Here is a 15,985-nt window from a genome sequence, read left to right as displayed (position 1 = left end):
CGTCGGGGCCGCCGCTACGCCGTGTGCACTTCCAGGGCGGTCCGCACCGCGGATTCCAGGGCTCCCTCGATCCACGCGGGCTTGATGGAGGTGTGGCATCCGGCGAAGTGCAGGCTGCCCTCGGCCTTGCGGACGTGCGGGAAGAGCTCGGTGTGCTGGCCGGGCAGCAGGACGGACGCCTCACCGTAGGCGTACGGGTCGCGCATCCAGGACTGGGTGCGGCCGACGCCGGTGTAGAACACCTCGACGCGCTGCCCGAACACCTCCTGGACTCCGGCGAGGGCGCGCGGGTAGCGCTCCTCGTCGTCCAGGGAGTCCCACTTCAGGGCGTCGTCCGCCCAGCTGTAGGAGGCGAGGATGACACCGCCGGCGCTGCCCTCGACGGGGTAGGAGGGCTGGAACATGAAGCGGTTGGGGTTGTCGGTGACCGAGCCGCCGCCGACGACGCGGGCGGCCTCGGGCTGATCGCGGGTGACCACGCGGCTGGCGGCGTAGTGGGAGCGCTGGCCCGCGGAGATGTGGCCCTCGGGCACGGAGGGGTGGGCTCCCAGCAGGGTTCCGTTCGCCGGGCTCTGCCCGGTCTGGTACTTGCGGTAGAGGCCGGGCTGTACGGCCTCCAGCTCGCGCTTCCAGTCGGCCTCGTCGAACTCCCACCAGCGGCGGCTGAATTCGAGCAGCACCTTGGTGGCGGCGTCGTAGTGCAGCTCGGTGACCGCGCGCCGCTTGCCGTACGAGAGCGCCGGGGTGACGGGGATGTGGCGCAGCCCCGAGAAGGGGACGGTGATGATGGCGATGTCGGCGGTGAAGGTCTCGCGCCGCACGGGGCTGCCGCCGCGGCCCTCGGAGACGGTCTCGACCGTGACCTTGCCGTCGCCGTGGACGATCCGGGTCGCCCGGCGGTCGAGGCGTACGAGGTCCTTGACCCGCGCGTACATCGCGTCGGCCAGGGTGGCGGTGCCGTCGGGCAGTTCGTAGAAGGCGGTGTCGGGGCTGATCAGCGAGGCACCGATGAAGCTGTGCACGAAGGCGAGGTGCAGGCGGGAGGTGAGGTTCTCGACCGTTCCGATCAGGTCGATGGTCCGCTCGTCGAGCTTGGCCTCCTCCGTCAGGAAGCGGTACATCGACATGTGTCCGTAGCGCTGGATGACGCGCGCCCAGCCCTCGACGAGGTCCCTGTCCTTCTTGCCCTCGATCTCCCGCCGCACGGGGGCGAAGGCGTCGCGGACGATCTGCGAGGCGGGCACGGACTCGTACGCCTGCGGCACTCCGAAGGAACGATTGAGCGCCTGCGGGGCGCGCGCGTAATCGGCCCGGCGGACGCGGAGGCCGTTGACGTGGATCCAGGTCCGGTAGGCGGGACGGCCGGCCGCGTCGACGTCGACCAGGTGGAAGCGCCTGCGCTTGAGGCCGAGACCGTCCATCAGCCCCGTGACCAGCGGGTGGCTGTCGGGGATGCGCATCGCGCCGGCCTCGGCGTACTGCTTCGGGTCGGCGAAGGCCGGTGCGGCGTTCTCGTGGCCGCCGGTGCGGAAGGTCTTGATCCGGCCGCCCACCCGGTTGGCGTTGGCCTCGATGACGGTGACCTTGTGTCCGGCCTCGCGCAGGAGGTGCGCGGCGGTGAGTCCGGCCGGCCCGGCGCCGACGATCAGCACCTTCTTGCCGGGCCGGCGCGAGCGGGGCAGGCCGTTCCTCAGCAGGATGTCGGCGTAGCGCGGTGCGAGCGGCTGGTCCTCCTCGTCCCGTACGAGGATGGCCCGGGCCACCGTCAGGCAGGTGTCCCAGTCGGCGACGGCGGCGCCGGGGACGGCCTGTGAGGTCTCGGCGGAAGTGACGGCCACCGTCAGCCCGCCGGCCGCCGCGACGGCGGCCGCGCCGGCGATGACGGTACGGCGGGAGGGCCGGCGGGAGGACGCCGGCGCGGGCTCGCCGGAGGTTCCGGAAGCTTCGGGGGCAGGGGAGTTGGCATCGGGATCCATGATCATGACTCAACTCTTGCCGCCCGCCCGGGCCCGAACGACCAGAAGGGGCCCGCACGGACAAGGACCACCCGGACGTGCGAAGCGCTTCGCCTCGCGCTGACGAACTGGGTTTCGTACGGACAACCGGCTGCCATCGAAGGGGTATCGGGGCGGGCGGTGACGGAGGCATAACGGATCGAAGGGGCGGGTTCCTAGGTTTCTCGTTGCCGGCCGAGAACGACCGGTTCGAACAGGCGAGACAGGGGCCGGCCGCAAGGGTCGGGACCGTGTGCCGCCGGTGACCCGAAGGAACCGAACGTGCGCAGAATCGCGCTTCCCGCAGTGACAGCACTGTCACTGGCCCTACTGCTCCCGCAGTCGGCCATCGCCGAGGACCTCCCCTCCCCGGCGCTGGAGGCCGGGGAGACCCGGCTGATCGGCCCGGGTACGTACCAGTCGGTCGACGACACCTTCCAGATATCCGAGAACGACGTGTCGTACGGCCTGATGAGCCGGACCCACACGGTGGACGGGAGCGGGGCGGGCGTCGCCCAGGCCCAGGACGCCCCGGCCGCCCGCGCCGACCTAGGAGTGTTCGGTCCGAGCTGGGAGGCCGAGTTCGTCGGCGGCCAGCTGAACCGCAAGCTGGTCCCCGGCTCCGGTTCGATCACCACCACCGACCTGGACACCGCCGAGTCCGTCCGCTACGACCTGACCGACTCGGTGGCCGGCGCCAACGGCGGCAGCACCAACTCCTACAAGGCGTCCGACGGTTCCACGCTCGTGGAGAGCGTGCAGTGGGACGACCTCGCCGGGGTGCTGAAGACCACGGTCACCGAGACGCTCAACGTCAACCTCACCCAGGCCGCCTCCGGTGACGACGTGCCGCTGGACTCCTCCGGGAACCCGATCCCGGCCGCCTCCCTGAAGCCGTCCTACACCTGGAAGCAGGTCGGCGGCAGCGGCGACCACTGGCGGGTGACGGCGGTCGGCAGCGCCGCCTTCAAGCAGACGACGGTCACCTACGACAGCACCGGCCGCGTCTCGACCGTCAAGGATCCGGCGCGCGCCGACGTCCCAGCGCAGACGGTCAAGGTCAACTACGCGGCGGCCACCACCGCCTCCGGACAGACCCTCGGCGATGTCGCGGGCCAGGTCAAGGACATCACCGTCACCGTCGGCCAGACCGTGCAGACCCTGGCCCGCTACTCGTACGACGGCTCCGGCCTGCTCCGCAAGGTCGACGACCCGGCGGCCGGCAGCCAGCTCAACACCTACAGCTACGACGCCTCGGACCGGGTGGTCGCCGCCTCCGCCGAGGACGGCGCGTCCTGGCAGCTGACCTACTCCGGTGACGTGGCCGCCCCGCAGTCGGTGGAGACCACCGGGATCCGCCCGGAGGCCGGAAGCACCATCCAGGGTTCCCCGAGCCTGGCCCAGCCGGAAGGGATCGCCCCGGCCGCGGAGGACTTCGCCGGCAGCGAGATCACCTCCCCGCAGGCCTACCCGAGCTACTGCTCCCGGCCCGAGTCGTGGATGTGGTACCAGTACAGCGGCTGCGCGACGAAGGTCGCCCACTACGGCTGGCACAACCCGATCTGGCGCAAGACCCCGACGGGCGCCTGGATCGTGGGCATCGACAACGACCACTGCAGCAACAGCCCCGACAAGCCCGGCGGCTGGGACTTCCGTGCCGCCTGCGACTCGCACGACTACGGCTACGGAACCATCGGCAACGCGTACAAGGGCTACCGCTACTACCTGGACACCAACAAGGGCATAGCCACCGACGTCGCGTTCTACAACATCCTGTACAACAACACCTGCCCGGCGTACTTCTGGAAGAGCGCCTGCCGGTCCACCGCGTACACGTACTACACCGCGGTCTTCTACAAGGGCCGCCCGAAGAACGGTGCCAACGCCACCTGACGGGCAGCGCCACCGCAGGGGGACCGGGCAGCGCGGCGAGCGACGCCGCCGCCCCGTCCCCCGCCCCCGGGGCCTGAGCACACGGCCCCGCCCCCTGAACTTCCGGCCTTTGACTCGCAGACCTCACGAGCGAGTTGCCACCACCGAACTTCCAGCCCTGAACTCGCGGGCTTCACATGCGAGTTGCCCCCTCCTCTCTTTCTTTGCCGCCGCGGCACCGCCCGCTCGGTGCCTACTCCCTGGAGCCTGTCGTGAAGAGATCTGTTGTGGCCGTCGCGATGGCCTCGGGCCTGCTGCTCGGTGCAGTGCCCGCAGGCCTGGTGCCCCTGGTCGGGACGGCCCCGGCGGCGGCCGCCGGCGAGGTCCCGGTGGACCCGGCGCTGGAGACCGGGACCGCGGGCGGCGGCACGGTCCGGGTGAACGTGGTGACCCAGACCCGCTCCGACGTGGCCACGGCCGCCGCGGCGGGCGAGACGGAGGTGGCGTACGACAGGCTGCCGATGGTCACCCTCACGGTGGGCCAGGCGGGGCTCACCCAGCTCCGCTCCAACCCGGACGTGGTGAGCGTGACGGAGGACGTCCCGGTCCCCGCGATGCTGGACAGCTCGACGGTCCGGATCGGCGCGGACAAGGCGTTCACCGCCGGCGCCACCGGGGCGGGCACCGCGATCGCAGTGATCGACACCGGTGTCGCGAAGAACCACCCCTTCCTGAGCGGCCGGGTGACGGCCGAGGCCTGTTTCTCGGTGAACGACGAGAGTTACGGCGCGACCAGCCTCTGCCCGAACGGCGAGGCCTCCCAGGAGGGCGCCGGCAGCGCCGACGCCGACACCGGCAGCTGCGCGGAACTGGGCGCGGCCTGCTCCCACGGCACCCACGTGGCGGGCATAGCCGCCGGCAACGGGACCGGCCTGAGCGGCGCCCCCAAGCGCGGGGTGGCCCCGGCCGCGAACATCGTGGCGATGCAGGTGTTCTCCCGCTTCGACTCCGACGACTACTGCGGCGCGGGCAACAGCCCCTGCGTGCTGAGCTTCACCAGCTCGCAGATCAAGGCGCTGGAGAAGGTGTACGCACTGAAGCAGGCCGGCACGGACATCATCGCGGCCAACATGTCGCTGGGCGCCGGCCGTTGGACCACCGGCTGCGACACCGACCCCCGCAAGTCCGTGATCGACAGCCTGTACTCGGTGGGCGTGGCGACGGTGGTCGCGGCCGGCAACAACGGGTACGGCGACGCGGTCAACGCCCCCGGCTGCGTCCCGTCGGCGGTGACGGTCGGCGCGACCACCAACGACGACCAGGTGGCCTCGTTCAGCAACCGCGGCCCGCTGCTGGACGTGATGGCACCCGGCGCGGCCGTGGTGTCCTCCGTCCCGGGCGGCGGCTACGCGGCGAAGAGCGGCACCTCGATGGCGGCCCCGCACGTGGCGGGGTCCCTGGCGGTGCTGCGCCAGAAGTACCCGGCGCAGAGCCTCCCGAACCTGGTGGCGATGCTGGGCACCACCGGTACGCCGATCACGTACACCGGCGCCGTCACCCCCCGGCTCGACCTCGGCAAGGCCGTCGTCGGCACGGCCGCCCCGGAGCCGCAGCCGGCCGCCCGGCCGCGTCCCTCCCAGGTCTTCGACGACACCGACCGGCCCATCCCGGACCCGGGCACCGTGGAGGCCCCGCTGACCGTCACCGGGGTGCCCGGCAACGCGCCCAAGGCGCTCCGGGTCGAGCTGGAGGGCACCCACCCCTGGCGCGGCGACCTCAAGATCGACCTGGTGGCCCCCGACGGGAAGCTGTACCGCCTGAAGTCCACCTCCGGCACCGAGGGGGCCGGCGCGCTCGGCGGCTTCACCGTCGACGCCTCCGCCTCCCCCGCCTCCGGCACCTGGAAGCTGCAGGTCCAGGACACGTCGGCCGGATCCAAGGGCACCCTCCTCGGCTGGTCGCTGAACTTCCCCACGCCCTTCGCCATGACCGGCAACCTGAGCGTCCCGGACGGCGGTTCGGTCACCTCCGGCCTCACCGTGGCCGGCATCGGAGGCCAGGCCCCGGCCGCCCTCCAGGTCGCCGTGGACATCACCCACGAGTGGCGCGGCGACGTCCGGATCGACCTGCTCTCCCCGGACGGGCGGACCTACCCGCTGCGTTCGGACTCCACCGCCGCCACCGAGAACGGCGGGGTGCTCCGCGAGACCTACCGGGTGGACGCCTCCGCCTCGCCCGCGGACGGCACGTGGACGCTGAAGGTCTCCGACCCGTACACCGGCTCCGTCGGCACCCTCAACGCCTGGTCGATGACGTTCCCCGCGTACGAGGTGCAGACCCCGCACTCGGTCCCCGACCCGGGCACCATCGAGGTCCCGGTCACCGTCACCGGCATCGCGGGCAACGCGCCGAAGAAGCTCCAGGTCTACCTGCACGCCACCCACACGTGGCGCGGTGACCTGGACGTCCACCTGGTCGCCCCGGACGGCAAGGTCTACCTGGTCAAGGAGTCCGTGGAGGAAGAGGGCAACGGCGTGATCCAGCAGGTCTACACGGTGGACGCCTCCGCCTCCCCGGCGAGCGGGGTGTGGAAGCTCCGGGTCGAGGACATCTCGGCCGGCTCCTCCGGGACGCTCGACCACTGGACCCTGAAGTTCTGACCGGTCCTGCCCCCGCACCACCGGAACCGCTCCCGAACGCCCGGCCCCCGGCTTCCACAGCCGGGGGCCGGGCCCGTTTCCGCAGGTGGGAGGGGCCGGGAAGGAGGAGCGATAGCGGTCCGATAAGGATACGAAGTCCCCCTCCCCTAACGTCTGTTGATGTCAGAGCGAGTCGCCCGGGGAACGGACCGGCAAGGGGCCGGAGTCCGGTGGGCGAGGGGTGAGAGGGAGTGGGGACATGGAGAACGGGCGTCTGGTCAAGGTGGTCGTGACGGTCGCGGCGGTCATCGCGGGTGTCGTGCTGGCAGCCGGTACCGCGGTGGCCGGCGGGACGACGGTGACGGCCGCGGCCGGTGGGACGACGGTCGTCGTGCAGACCGAGCCCTGGGACTGAGCGGCGGCCGGGTCAGGCCTCCTGCGGGAGCTCCGCGCCCGGTGCCCGCGACTCCTCGAGTTCGACCCGGAGCAGGTGCAGACGGTTCAGCAGGACGGCGCTGCCGGTCTCCTCGGCCAGGGCGAAGGCGGCGGCGAGGTCCTCGTCGGCCCGTTCGGCCCGACCGGCCCTCAGGCGGGCCTCGGCCAGACCCAGCAGGACGTAGGCCATGCCGAGCCGGTCGTGCTTGGCGCGGACGATCCCGGCGGCCTCGGTCAGGGCCTGCTCCGCCTCCGGCAGCCGCCCGGCCGCGAGCAGGGCCCGCCCCAGTCGGTGGAAGGCCTGGGCCGCGCCCCGGGTCGCGCCCAGCCCCCGGGCCAGCGCGACCGCCTCCCGGCCCAGGCGCACGGCCTCCTGCGGGTCCCCCGCGTCCAGGGTGATCTGGGCGAGGTTGTTGAGCGCGTGAGCCTGCGCGGAGAGGTCTCCGGCGGCCCGCAGCGCGGGCAGTGCCCCGTCCAGGAGCGCACGTGCCGCGCCCGCGTCGCCCCGCTGGCGGACCACGACGGCCAGCTTGCAGGCGTTCAGCGCGGCCCCGTAGACCTCGCCGCCGTCCCGCAGTACGGCGTCCGCCTCCTCCAGGAGCCGTACGGAGGCCTCCGACTCGCCCCGGTACAGCAGTGCGGCGCCCAGCTCGCCGAGCATCACGCCCTCGCCCTGGCGGTCCCCCGCGGCCCGGGAGGCCGCCAGGCCCTCCTCGCAGAGGCGGCGCCAGTCGTCGGTGTTGCTGCGGATCTCGCAGAAGCCGACGGTGGAGGCGGCCAGGTCCCAGGCGAGCGCGGCGAGTCCCAGCCGGGCGGACTGGGTGACGGCCGCCACCAGGCAGTGGCGTTCGGAGTCGAACCAGTCCAGCGGGCGGGCCAGCAGGTCGTCCAGGAGGTCCCGGTCGACGTGCGGACGGGGGGCCGGTCCGTGCACCACGGAGTGGTCGCCGCCGTACTCGCGGCGGTGGGCGGCCTCGGCGACGGTCAGCCAGCTGTGCAGCGCCCGGTCCCGGGCCGCCTCGGCGGCCGGGCGGTCGGGATCCTCCTGGGCGCGTTCGCGCGCGTAGAGGCGGAGCAGGCTCTGGAAGCGGTAGCGGTACTGGCCGGTGGCGTCCGGGCCGGAGACCTCCAGGAGGTGGGCGTCGGTGAGTTCGTCCAGGTACTGCTCGGCGGTCTCCACCGGGCAGTCCAGGAGGGCGGCGACGGCCCAGGCCGGCACGTCGGGGACGTCCAGCAGGGACAGTCGCCGGTACACGGAGGCGAGGACCGGCGACAGGCAGCCGTGGCTCAGTTCGAAGCTGGCCCGGACCCGGCTTCCGCCGATGCTGAGTTCGTCCAGGCGCCGGTGCTCGTCGGCGAGCCGGTCGGCGAGGCGGCGCACGGTCCAGTGGGGGCGGGTGGCCAGCCGTGCGGCCGCGATGCAGAGGGCGAGCGGCAGCCCGTCGCAGAGTTCGGCCAGCCGCGCCGTCTGGGCGGGGGAACCGGCGGTGCGGCCGCCGGTGACGATCCGGTCGAGCAAGGCGGTGGAGTCGGCCTGGTCCAGCACCCCGAGCGGCACCCGCACGGCGCCGTGCCGCAGCACCAGCTCGTCCATGTTCTCCCGGCTGGTGACGACCACGCAGCAGCCGCCGTTGGCCGGCAGCAGCGGGGCGACCTGCGCGAACGAAGAGGCGTCGTCCAGGACGAGGAGGACCCGGCGGCCGCGCAGCAGCCTGCGGTAGAGCGAGATCCGCGACGCCTCGCCGTCGGGCAGCCGGTCGTCGGCGCCGAGCGAGCGCAGCAGACGGCCCAGGACCTCGCCGGGGGTGGCGAGGTCCGAGCCCAGGTCCACGTGGAGGCAGCCGTCCGGGAAGGAGGCGGCCGCGCGGTGCGACCAGTGCACGGCCAGCGCGGTCTTGCCGATCCCGGCCACCCCGGTGACCAGGGCGACCCGGGGCGGCGCGCCGTCGGGGCGGCCGTCCAGCAGGGCGTCGAGGACCTCGGTCTCGCCGGAGCGGCCGGTGAAGGAGGGGATGTTGGGGGGCAGGTCGGACGGGGCGAGGGACAGGGCGGGGCGGCGGTCGGCGGGGGCCGCGAGAGGGGAGTCCGCGGGCTCGGTCTCCGGCTGGTCCTGCTGCTGGTCCCGCTGCCGGTCCTGCCGTTGGCCCTGCGGCTCCGGGTCCGCAACGGGTGCGGCGGGCGCGGCCGGTGCGAGGGCCGCGAAGGACTCGGGCACGGTCGTCGGGGCCGCGATGGCCGGGTCCTCGCGGAGGACGGCGTTGTGCAGCTCCCGCAGTGCGCTGCCGGGTTCGAGCCCCAGCTCGTCGACGATCAGCTGGTGCCCGGCGCGGAAGGTCTCCAGGGCGTCGGCGCGGCGGCCGGAGCGGTACTGGGCGAGCATCAGCGAGTGCCGGGTGCGCTCCCGCAGCGGATGCTCCCTGACCAGGGCCGCCAGTTCGGCGGTGAGCTCCTGGTGCCGGCCCAGGGCGAGCCGCAGTTCGGCGTGGCCGTCCAGCGCGGTCAGCCGCTGCTCCTCCAGCCAGCACGCCTCCTGCTCCAGCGCGTAGCCGGGCAGACCGTCCAGGGCGGGGCCCCGCCACAGGGCGAGGGCCCGCCGGTAGGCGTCCGCGGCCTCCGCCGGGCGGCCGGCGCCCGCCAGCGCGGAGACCTGCCCGGTCAGCGAGAGGAAGTCCACGAGGTCGAGTCCGTGGCCCTCGGTGCCGAGCCGGTACCCGGGGTGGGAGGTGACGATGACCTCGCCCTCGACGCCCGCCTCCCGGAACAGCTTGCGCAGCTGGGCGACGCAGATGGAGATCTGGGTCCGGGCGGTGGGCGGCGGCGAACCGTCCCAGACGGTCTCGGCGAGCTCGTCCACCGAGACCGTTCGGCCGTGCCGCAGCAGGAGCAGGGCGAGCACCGCACGCTGACGGGCCCCGCCGAGCCGGATCTCCCGGTCTTCGCAGGTCACCCGGAGTGTCCCGAGCAGACCGAACCGTATCGACGCCACCCCCGGGCCCTCCCCCTGAAAGTTGTCATGATCATAATCGGTGGGGCGCGGATTGGGCAGAGGAACGGACCGTCCGAATCGGGGGTACGGACCGCCGATAAGCAGCCGATATCAGGAGGATGCACCGCCCGCCTACGGTCGCTCCCCATGACGCACTTCCTGGAGACGACACTGCTCGGACCGGTCCGCATCCGGGCCGCGTCCGGGGACACGGAGAACGCGCTGGGCGGCGCGAAGCCCCGCACGGTCCTCGCCGCACTGCTGCTCGCCGAGGGACGGACCGTCCCCGACGGCCGCCTGATCCACGCCCTGTGGGGCGAACGCCCCCCGGCCCGCTCCGTCGCCCAGCTGCACACCTACGCCTCCCGGCTGCGCGCCCCGCTCGACGGGGCCGCCCGGCTGGAACGGGTGGGACGCGGCTACCGCCTGTCCACCGCCCCCGGACAACTGTCCTGCGACCACCACCTGTTCGCGGAGCGTGCCGCGCTCGGCGGCACGCTGCTGCGGCAGGGGGACGCGCGACGGGCCGCCGCCGTCCTGCGTTCGGCGCTCGACCTCTGGCAGGGCGAGGCCTTGGCCGACACCACCGAGCTGCTGGCCCAGGAGGAGCGCCCCTGGCTGGAGGAGGCCCGGCTGACGGCCCTGGAGGACCGGGCCGAGGCGGAGCTCGCCGCCGGGATGCCGCACGGCCTGGTCGCCGAACTGACCCGCCTGGTGGCCCGGTACCCGCTGCGGGAGCGGCTGCGCTGCCTGCTGATGACCGCCCAGTGCCGTGCGGGCCAGCCCGCGGCGGCCCTGCTCCAGTTCCACTCCGGCCGGGAACTGCTCGCCGACCGGCTGGGCGTCGGCCCCGGTCCGCTGCTCACCCGCACCTTCCAGCAGGCTCTGGCGGGTGAACTCGCCGCCTGAGCAGGACCGTTGACGCCTCTCAGCCGGGGATCAGGGCGAGTGCGGCCGGGGCGTCCGGCACGTGGGCGGGGTCTTCCAGCGCCGCCAGGACGGCGTCCACGGCCTCGTACGCCCACTCCGGGCAGCTCTCCCCGCCCGCCCGCCACAGCCAGAGGAGGGCGGCCCCGGCGTAGCAGAGCGCGTACCGGGCGGCGAAACGCCCGGCGGCAGGGCTCCCGGGGAGGTCCCCGAGCTCGGCCAGCTCCCAGTGCAGCCGGTCGGCGGCCCCGGTGAGCCGGTCCGCGCGGGAGGCCATCGCGCTCCCCGCCGACTCCCGGCTCAGCGCGGGCAGGGACTGCACCAGGGCGCAGCCGCGCCCGTCGTCCGCCCCGCCATCCGCCCCGCCATCCGCCTTATCGGCCGGGCCCGGGACTGCCGCCTCCCCGGGGAGTCCGGCCGCCGCGCGGAACAGGGCCCCACCGTCGGTCCGTTCGCCCGCGAAGCCGCGCACCAGCTGCGGAATCCGTTCCAGGAGGGCGGCGGGCGGCCCCTGAAGCACGGCGGAGGTCACCGCGGCCTGGCCGGGCAACAGCCGTACGGTGCCCGCGGCGTACTCGAATAAGGCGTCCCGCGCCGTCCCCATGCTCGCTCCTCCCACGGGCCCCGGGGTGCGGGGCCGAAGGACCAGCGTCGCGGAGAAGGCTGCACGGGTTCTGTATTTCCTCCGCACTCCCTGCTCCCTGCCTTCTCGGGCCGGTCCGCACCCGATGCCTCAGGGGGCGGGGACGGGGACGGCGGCGGTCAGGACGGCACCCTCCCCGGGCGCCGACTCGATGGTCAGGGTCCCGCCGAGCTGGCGCATCCGGGCCCGCATCGCCGGGACGCCGTGTCCGCGCCCGCCGGACGGGGCGCCGGGCAGGGCAGTGGGGTCGAACCCGTGCCCGTTGTCGGCCACATCGAGGACGACCTGGTCGTCGAGCCGGGTGAGGGTGAGCGCGGCGGTGGTGGCACCGGAGTGCTCCCGTACGTTGGCCAGCGCGCCCTGGGCGATGCGGAGCAGCGCGGACTGCACGCGTTCGGGCAGCGGGGCCAGGCGCCCGCCCGCGTCGATGTGGACGCGCACCGAGAGCCCCGCGCCGGACTCCCGTTCGGCGAGGGCGTGCAGCGCGGCGTCGAGGCCGCCGCCGTGGGCGAGGTCGGCGGGTGCGAGGTCGTGCACGAAGCGGCGGGCCTCGGCGAGGTTGAGCTCGGCGATGGACGCGGCGGTGCGGAGGTGACCGCGGGCCTTGGCCGGGTCGGTTTCCCAGGTCCGGTCGGCGGCCTGGAGCAGCATCTGCTGGCTGGACAGGCCCTGCGCGAGCGTGTCGTGGATCTCCATGGACAGCCGTTGGCGTTCGGCGAGGGTGCCTTCGCGGCGCTCGGTGGCGGCGAGCTCGCGGCGGGTGCGGACGAGGTCGCGGATGAGGGCGTGCTGGCGGACCGCCTGCCGCTGCATGTGGAGGAAGACCGCAGTGGTCAGCGCGGCGACGGCAGCCGGCCCGATCACCAGGTCGAGGTTGAAGCGGGGGGCCAGCGTCAGCTGCGCGAAGATCACGAAGAGCGTGAGGAAGGCGACGAGGACGTACGCGGCGACGGGCGGCAGCGTGCGCAGCACGGAGTAGAAGAGGGGAACCGCGACCCAGGCGAAGCTGGGCGCGAGAAGGACGAGGACGGCCCACGCGGTGACGACCATCCCGAGCCAGGCCAGCCGGGGGGCCGGAGGCCAGGGCACGCCTCCACGGCCCGGGTGCGCCTTGCCCTCCGTAGCCGGGCCCAGCAGGTAGAGGACGGCGAGCACGACGGCGAGGGCGATCACCCAGGGGGCGCGGGCCTCCTGGGTGTGCCGCTGAACGAAACGGACCATCGACGTGCCGATCAGCACGAAGAAGGTGACGCGCATGACCAGGGCCAGCCGCCGGTCGTCCGGATCGCTGCCGGAGTCGGAGGGATCGCTGGGGTCGGGCCGCACGTGCACCTCTTGACATCGGATCCCTGAACCGGACAAACAGTCACATTGTCGCCGACCGGGATCGTGCCGGGGTAAACCGATCGGATGACCCGCGTGTCCCCCCACCTACCCGCCGCACGCAGCCGGCCAGCCGACAGGTCGGGGCCGCCGCCGGGCCCAGGATGGATGTCAGAGCGGGGCGGCCGGAACGGACGGCGCCGCCCTCACCCCTCACCCCTCACCCCTCACCCCTCATCAAGGAGTCGGCACACATGAAGCAGGTCAAGATGGTCTCCCGGCGCACCCGTGCGATCACCGGCGGCGCCCTGGTCGCGGCCCTCGCCCTCGGCGGCTTCGGCGCCTACGCCGCCAGCGCCGCCCCGGCCCAGGCCCCGGCCCAGGCCCCGGCCGCCCAGGCCGGCGCGAAGACGGATGCCAAGAACAAGAACCTGACCCAGTCGACCCACCTGACCATCGACGCCGCCACGAAGGCCGCCCGGACGGCGCTCGACGCCGCGAAGAAGGAGAACCAGCGCGTCACCGTCGCAGTGGTGGACCGCAACGGCGACACCATCGTCACGCTGCGCGGCGACGGCGCCGGCCCGCAGTCCTACGAGGCCGCCCAGCGCAAGGCCTACACTGCCGTGTCCTGGAACGCCCCCACCTCCGTGCTGGCCGGCCGCCTCGCCCAGACCCCCGCCCTCAAGGACATCCCCGGCACCCTGTTCCTCGGCGGCGGCGCCCCGGTCACCGCGAAGAACGCCCCGATCGCGGGCATCGGTGTCGCGGGCGCACCCTCCGGCGACCTGGACGAGAAGTTCGCCCAGGCCGGTGTCGCGGCGCTGAACAAGTAGCGCCGGACGAGTCACGCCGGACACGCAACGGCCCCCACCCGAGGCGTGCGTACGAGGACGATGACGATGACGATGACGGCCCTGGCCGCGCTACGCGCCCTGACCCACCCGAGGAGCACCCTCATGACACCTGCCGACCGAGCCCTGCTGGCTGCCGCCGGCGAGGGCGACGCCGACGCCGTGAGCGCGGCACTCGCCGCCGGCGCCGGCATCGAGGCCCACGACGAACACCGCCGCACCCCGCTCCTGCTCGCCGCCCTCGGCGACCACGTGGCGGCGGCCCAGGTCCTCGTCGCCGCCGGCGCCGACCCGAACGCCCAGGACGATCGCGACGACAGCCCCTGGCTGGTCACCGGTGTCACCGGCAGCGTCCGCATGATGCGCACCCTGCTCCCGGCCCGCCCGGACCTCACCCGGCGCAACCGCTTCGGCGGCATCGCCCTGATCCCCGCCGCCGAACGCGGCCACGTCGACTACGTGCGGGCCCTGCTCCGGGAAACCGACATCGACGTCGACCACGTCAACCGGCTCGGCTGGACCGCACTGCTCGAAGCCGTCATCCTCGGCGACGGCGGCCGCGCGCATCAGGAGATCGTGGAACTGCTCATCACCGCCGGCGCGACGGCGCACCTTCCGGACGGCGACGGCGTGACCGCGCTCGAACACGCGGAACGCCGCGGATTCACCGGGATCGCCGGCCTGCTCAGGTCCGTGCGCCAGGCAGGGCGCTAAGCCGGGCGCGGTCAGCCGTGGTTGACCGGGAGTGAAGATCACGCCCTGCAGGAGAGAAGTGTGGCGCGCCTCGAACGGCTACTCGACCTTACGGAGGCAAACCTGCCAGTCCCCGGCCGGGTCGTCCACGTGGTCGAGCTTCCAGGGCTCTCCCCGGACCGAGAAGGTGTCGCCCGGCTCAAGGGTGTACTTCCGCTCCTCTCCGTCGTCCACCACCAGGCGGACCGTGAGGGGAAAACCAGGACGGGATTCCACCCGGATCACGCCGAAGAAGGCGAGGGCGGTTGGCGTCGGAACTCCACGCAAGACAAAGATCTCAGTAGTCACCTGATCACTCCAAGGTGGTGTATCGGGGCCGGATGTTGGCCTTGAACTGTGAAATTGTCAGGGGCTCGGGATGGTTCCTGTTCCAAGGATTGCGCAGGTGAATCCTTCCCCGGTCGTCCACTCTGGTCACTTCATACGCATGGGCCGGTTCCAGATCGTGCGACAGTGGGCCACCGATCTCCTTCTCGGAATGCGTACCGACCAGCACGGGCTTGTCTTCGGCGAGCCGCTGCCTGAGATCCCCCATGAGCTGCTTGTCGGGACTGACCCCGTAGCGGTCGTACTGTTGGGGAAAATCCCAAACGGCTGCGGGCCGGCCGGTAAGTTGAGTGAGAAGTTCAGCACGGCCCGAAGCGCCGCCCCCCTGGTCAAGCCGGACGTAGCCCTCGGGGACCACAGAGGCCCCCCGCATCTTCTGCCCCTCGGCCCATCGGTCGCGACGCTCTTCGCTCCAGGCCTGATCGCTACCCGCGATCGCCTTCTCCAGTACGGGCGCCCACGCCACCCCGGTGGCCGCGGAGTCCGCGAAGGCAGGTCGGTCAGGGCTGGAGTCGAAGACCGGGAGGTCGGGCTGTCAGCCTTGATTGACCGGGAGGACGTCCGGGGAGAGGGCGCCCGCCTGGGCGGAGGCCGAGGTCATCTGCTTGCGGTGGTGGCGCCGGCACAGGACCTCGTAACCGATCTCCTCCGCCGGGCGGTTCACGTCGCCGACCACGACCTGGGCGCCCTCGACGACCATCTCCCCGCCCACCGTGCGGGCGTTGTGCGTGGCGCGGGCCCCGCACCAGCACAGGGCTTCGACCTGGAGCTGCTCCAGCCGGTCCGCCAGCTCGATCAGGCGCTGGGAGCCGGGGAAGAGCTTGGTGCGGAAGTCGGTCGTGATGCCGAAGGCAAAGACGTCGAGGCCGAGGTCGTCGACGATGCGGGCCAGCTGGTCGATCTGGTCGGGCGCCAGGAACTGGGCCTCGTCCACGATCACGTAGTCCGCCTTGCCGCCCTTGGAGAGCTGGGCGACCAGGTACGCGTACAGGTCCATGCCTTCCGGCGCCTCGATCGCCTCCGTCACCAGGCCGAGGCGGGAGGAGAGCTTGCCCTCCCCCGCCCGGTCGTCACGGGTGAAGATCACGCCCTGCAGGCCACGCGCATCGCGGTTGTGGGCGATCTGGAGAGCCAGGGTGCTCTTTCCGCAGTCCATCGTTCCGGAGAAGAACACCAGCTCGGGCATGGGGAGTACAGGGCCTTTCGAAGGGAGGGGAAGGGGGGACGGCTGC

General features: G+C 73.0%; 13 protein-coding genes. 6 read left to right on the top strand and 7 right to left on the bottom strand.

Annotation, left to right across the window (positions count from 1 at the left end; translation table 11 throughout):
- Nucleotides 1–14: 14 nt before the first annotated feature.
- Entirely contained in the window at nucleotides 15–1,976 is a 1,962-nt protein-coding gene (locus ACFYM0_RS17170) for an FAD-dependent oxidoreductase (RefSeq protein ID WP_388502369.1), read from the bottom strand.
- Nucleotides 1,977–2,276: 300 nt separating this feature from the next.
- Here ACFYM0_RS17170 and ACFYM0_RS17165 point away from each other — a divergent pair, with 300 nt between their 5' ends.
- The 3 genes from ACFYM0_RS17165 to ACFYM0_RS17155 all read left to right on the top strand — a co-directional run bounded on the left by ACFYM0_RS17165 (nucleotide 2,277) and on the right by ACFYM0_RS17155 (nucleotide 6,920).
- Complete coding sequence (locus ACFYM0_RS17165; protein WP_388501894.1) at nucleotides 2,277–3,887, top strand: phospholipase A2; 1,611 nt, start codon at nucleotides 2,277–2,279, stop codon at nucleotides 3,885–3,887.
- A 251-nt stretch (nucleotides 3,888–4,138) separates the two neighbouring features.
- Nucleotides 4,139–6,526 (top strand): proprotein convertase P-domain-containing protein, encoded by a 2,388-nt coding sequence (locus ACFYM0_RS17160; protein WP_388501891.1) that lies wholly within the window; start codon nucleotides 4,139–4,141, stop codon nucleotides 6,524–6,526.
- Nucleotides 6,527–6,764: 238 nt separating this feature from the next.
- Nucleotides 6,765–6,920 carry a hypothetical protein gene (locus tag ACFYM0_RS17155; RefSeq protein ID WP_388501890.1) on the top strand — a complete coding sequence of 52 codons (156 nt, stop codon included), beginning with the start codon at nucleotides 6,765–6,767 and terminating at the stop codon, nucleotides 6,918–6,920.
- A gap of 12 nt (nucleotides 6,921–6,932) precedes the next feature.
- Here the strand turns inward: ACFYM0_RS17155 and ACFYM0_RS17150 are convergent, their stop codons facing one another.
- Nucleotides 6,933–9,887 (bottom strand): BTAD domain-containing putative transcriptional regulator, encoded by a 2,955-nt coding sequence (locus ACFYM0_RS17150; protein WP_388501888.1) that lies wholly within the window; start codon nucleotides 9,885–9,887, stop codon nucleotides 6,933–6,935.
- 186 nt (nucleotides 9,888–10,073) lie between these two features.
- On the opposite strand from ACFYM0_RS17150, the gene ACFYM0_RS17145 reads away from it, so the two are divergent.
- On the top strand, nucleotides 10,074–10,835 hold the full coding sequence (locus tag ACFYM0_RS17145; RefSeq protein WP_388501885.1) for a BTAD domain-containing putative transcriptional regulator: 762 nt from the start codon (nucleotides 10,074–10,076) through the stop codon (nucleotides 10,833–10,835).
- Between the two features lie 19 nt (nucleotides 10,836–10,854).
- Here the strand turns inward: ACFYM0_RS17145 and ACFYM0_RS17140 are convergent, their stop codons facing one another.
- Entirely contained in the window at nucleotides 10,855–11,457 is a 603-nt protein-coding gene (locus ACFYM0_RS17140) for a hypothetical protein (RefSeq protein ID WP_388501882.1), read from the bottom strand.
- Nucleotides 11,458–11,586: 129 nt separating this feature from the next.
- Nucleotides 11,587–12,822, bottom strand: a complete 1,236-nt coding sequence (locus tag ACFYM0_RS17135) for a sensor histidine kinase (RefSeq protein ID WP_388501881.1) — start codon at nucleotides 12,820–12,822, stop codon at nucleotides 11,587–11,589.
- Nucleotides 12,823–13,073: 251 nt separating this feature from the next.
- Here ACFYM0_RS17135 and ACFYM0_RS17130 point away from each other — a divergent pair, with 251 nt between their 5' ends.
- Nucleotides 13,074–13,655 (top strand): heme-binding protein, encoded by a 582-nt coding sequence (locus ACFYM0_RS17130; RefSeq protein WP_388501879.1) that lies wholly within the window; start codon nucleotides 13,074–13,076, stop codon nucleotides 13,653–13,655.
- Between the two features lie 123 nt (nucleotides 13,656–13,778).
- Complete coding sequence (locus ACFYM0_RS17125) at nucleotides 13,779–14,387, top strand: ankyrin repeat domain-containing protein (RefSeq protein ID WP_388502367.1); 609 nt, start codon at nucleotides 13,779–13,781, stop codon at nucleotides 14,385–14,387.
- Between the two features lie 78 nt (nucleotides 14,388–14,465).
- Here the strand turns inward: ACFYM0_RS17125 and ACFYM0_RS17120 are convergent, their stop codons facing one another.
- The 3 genes from ACFYM0_RS17120 to ACFYM0_RS17110 form a co-directional block, all read right to left on the bottom strand.
- Nucleotides 14,466–14,714, bottom strand: coding sequence for a DUF6406 domain-containing protein (locus ACFYM0_RS17120; RefSeq protein WP_388501876.1), 249 nt, complete (start codon nucleotides 14,712–14,714; stop codon nucleotides 14,466–14,468).
- 4 nt (nucleotides 14,715–14,718) lie between these two features.
- The gene (locus ACFYM0_RS17115; RefSeq protein ID WP_388501875.1) at nucleotides 14,719–15,219 is read right to left on the bottom strand and encodes a hypothetical protein; all 501 of its coding nucleotides are present in this window, start codon (nucleotides 15,217–15,219) and stop codon (nucleotides 14,719–14,721) included.
- 69 nt (nucleotides 15,220–15,288) lie between these two features.
- Nucleotides 15,289–15,939, bottom strand: a complete 651-nt coding sequence (locus ACFYM0_RS17110; protein WP_388501873.1) for a thymidine kinase — start codon at nucleotides 15,937–15,939, stop codon at nucleotides 15,289–15,291.
- Between the last annotated feature and the right edge of the window lie 46 nt (nucleotides 15,940–15,985).

The sequence above is a fragment of the Streptomyces sp. NPDC006487 genome (genome assembly GCF_042870555.1).
In the GTDB taxonomy this organism is placed as follows: domain Bacteria; phylum Actinomycetota; class Actinomycetes; order Streptomycetales; family Streptomycetaceae; genus Streptomyces.
Note: the sequence above shows the minus strand (reverse complement) of the source record. Positions and strands in the feature narration are given on the sequence as shown.

What these genes read in the sequence shown, in the direction of transcription:
- ACFYM0_RS17130 (WP_388501879.1), top strand. Translation starts at nt 13,074, where the DNA reads ATGAAGCAGGTCAAGATGGTCTCCCGGCGCACCCGTGCGATCACCGGC.
- ACFYM0_RS17110 (WP_388501873.1), bottom strand. Translation starts at nt 15,939, where the DNA reads ATGCCCGAGCTGGTGTTCTTCTCCGGAACGATGGACTGCGGAAAGAGC.
- ACFYM0_RS17140 (WP_388501882.1), bottom strand. Translation starts at nt 11,457, where the DNA reads ATGGGGACGGCGCGGGACGCCTTATTCGAGTACGCCGCGGGCACCGTA.
- ACFYM0_RS17145 (WP_388501885.1), top strand. Translation starts at nt 10,074, where the DNA reads ATGACGCACTTCCTGGAGACGACACTGCTCGGACCGGTCCGCATCCGG.
- ACFYM0_RS17125 (WP_388502367.1), top strand. Translation starts at nt 13,779, where the DNA reads ATGACACCTGCCGACCGAGCCCTGCTGGCTGCCGCCGGCGAGGGCGAC.
- ACFYM0_RS17170 (WP_388502369.1), bottom strand. Translation starts at nt 1,976, where the DNA reads ATGGATCCCGATGCCAACTCCCCTGCCCCCGAAGCTTCCGGAACCTCC.
- ACFYM0_RS17155 (WP_388501890.1), top strand. Translation starts at nt 6,765, where the DNA reads ATGGAGAACGGGCGTCTGGTCAAGGTGGTCGTGACGGTCGCGGCGGTC.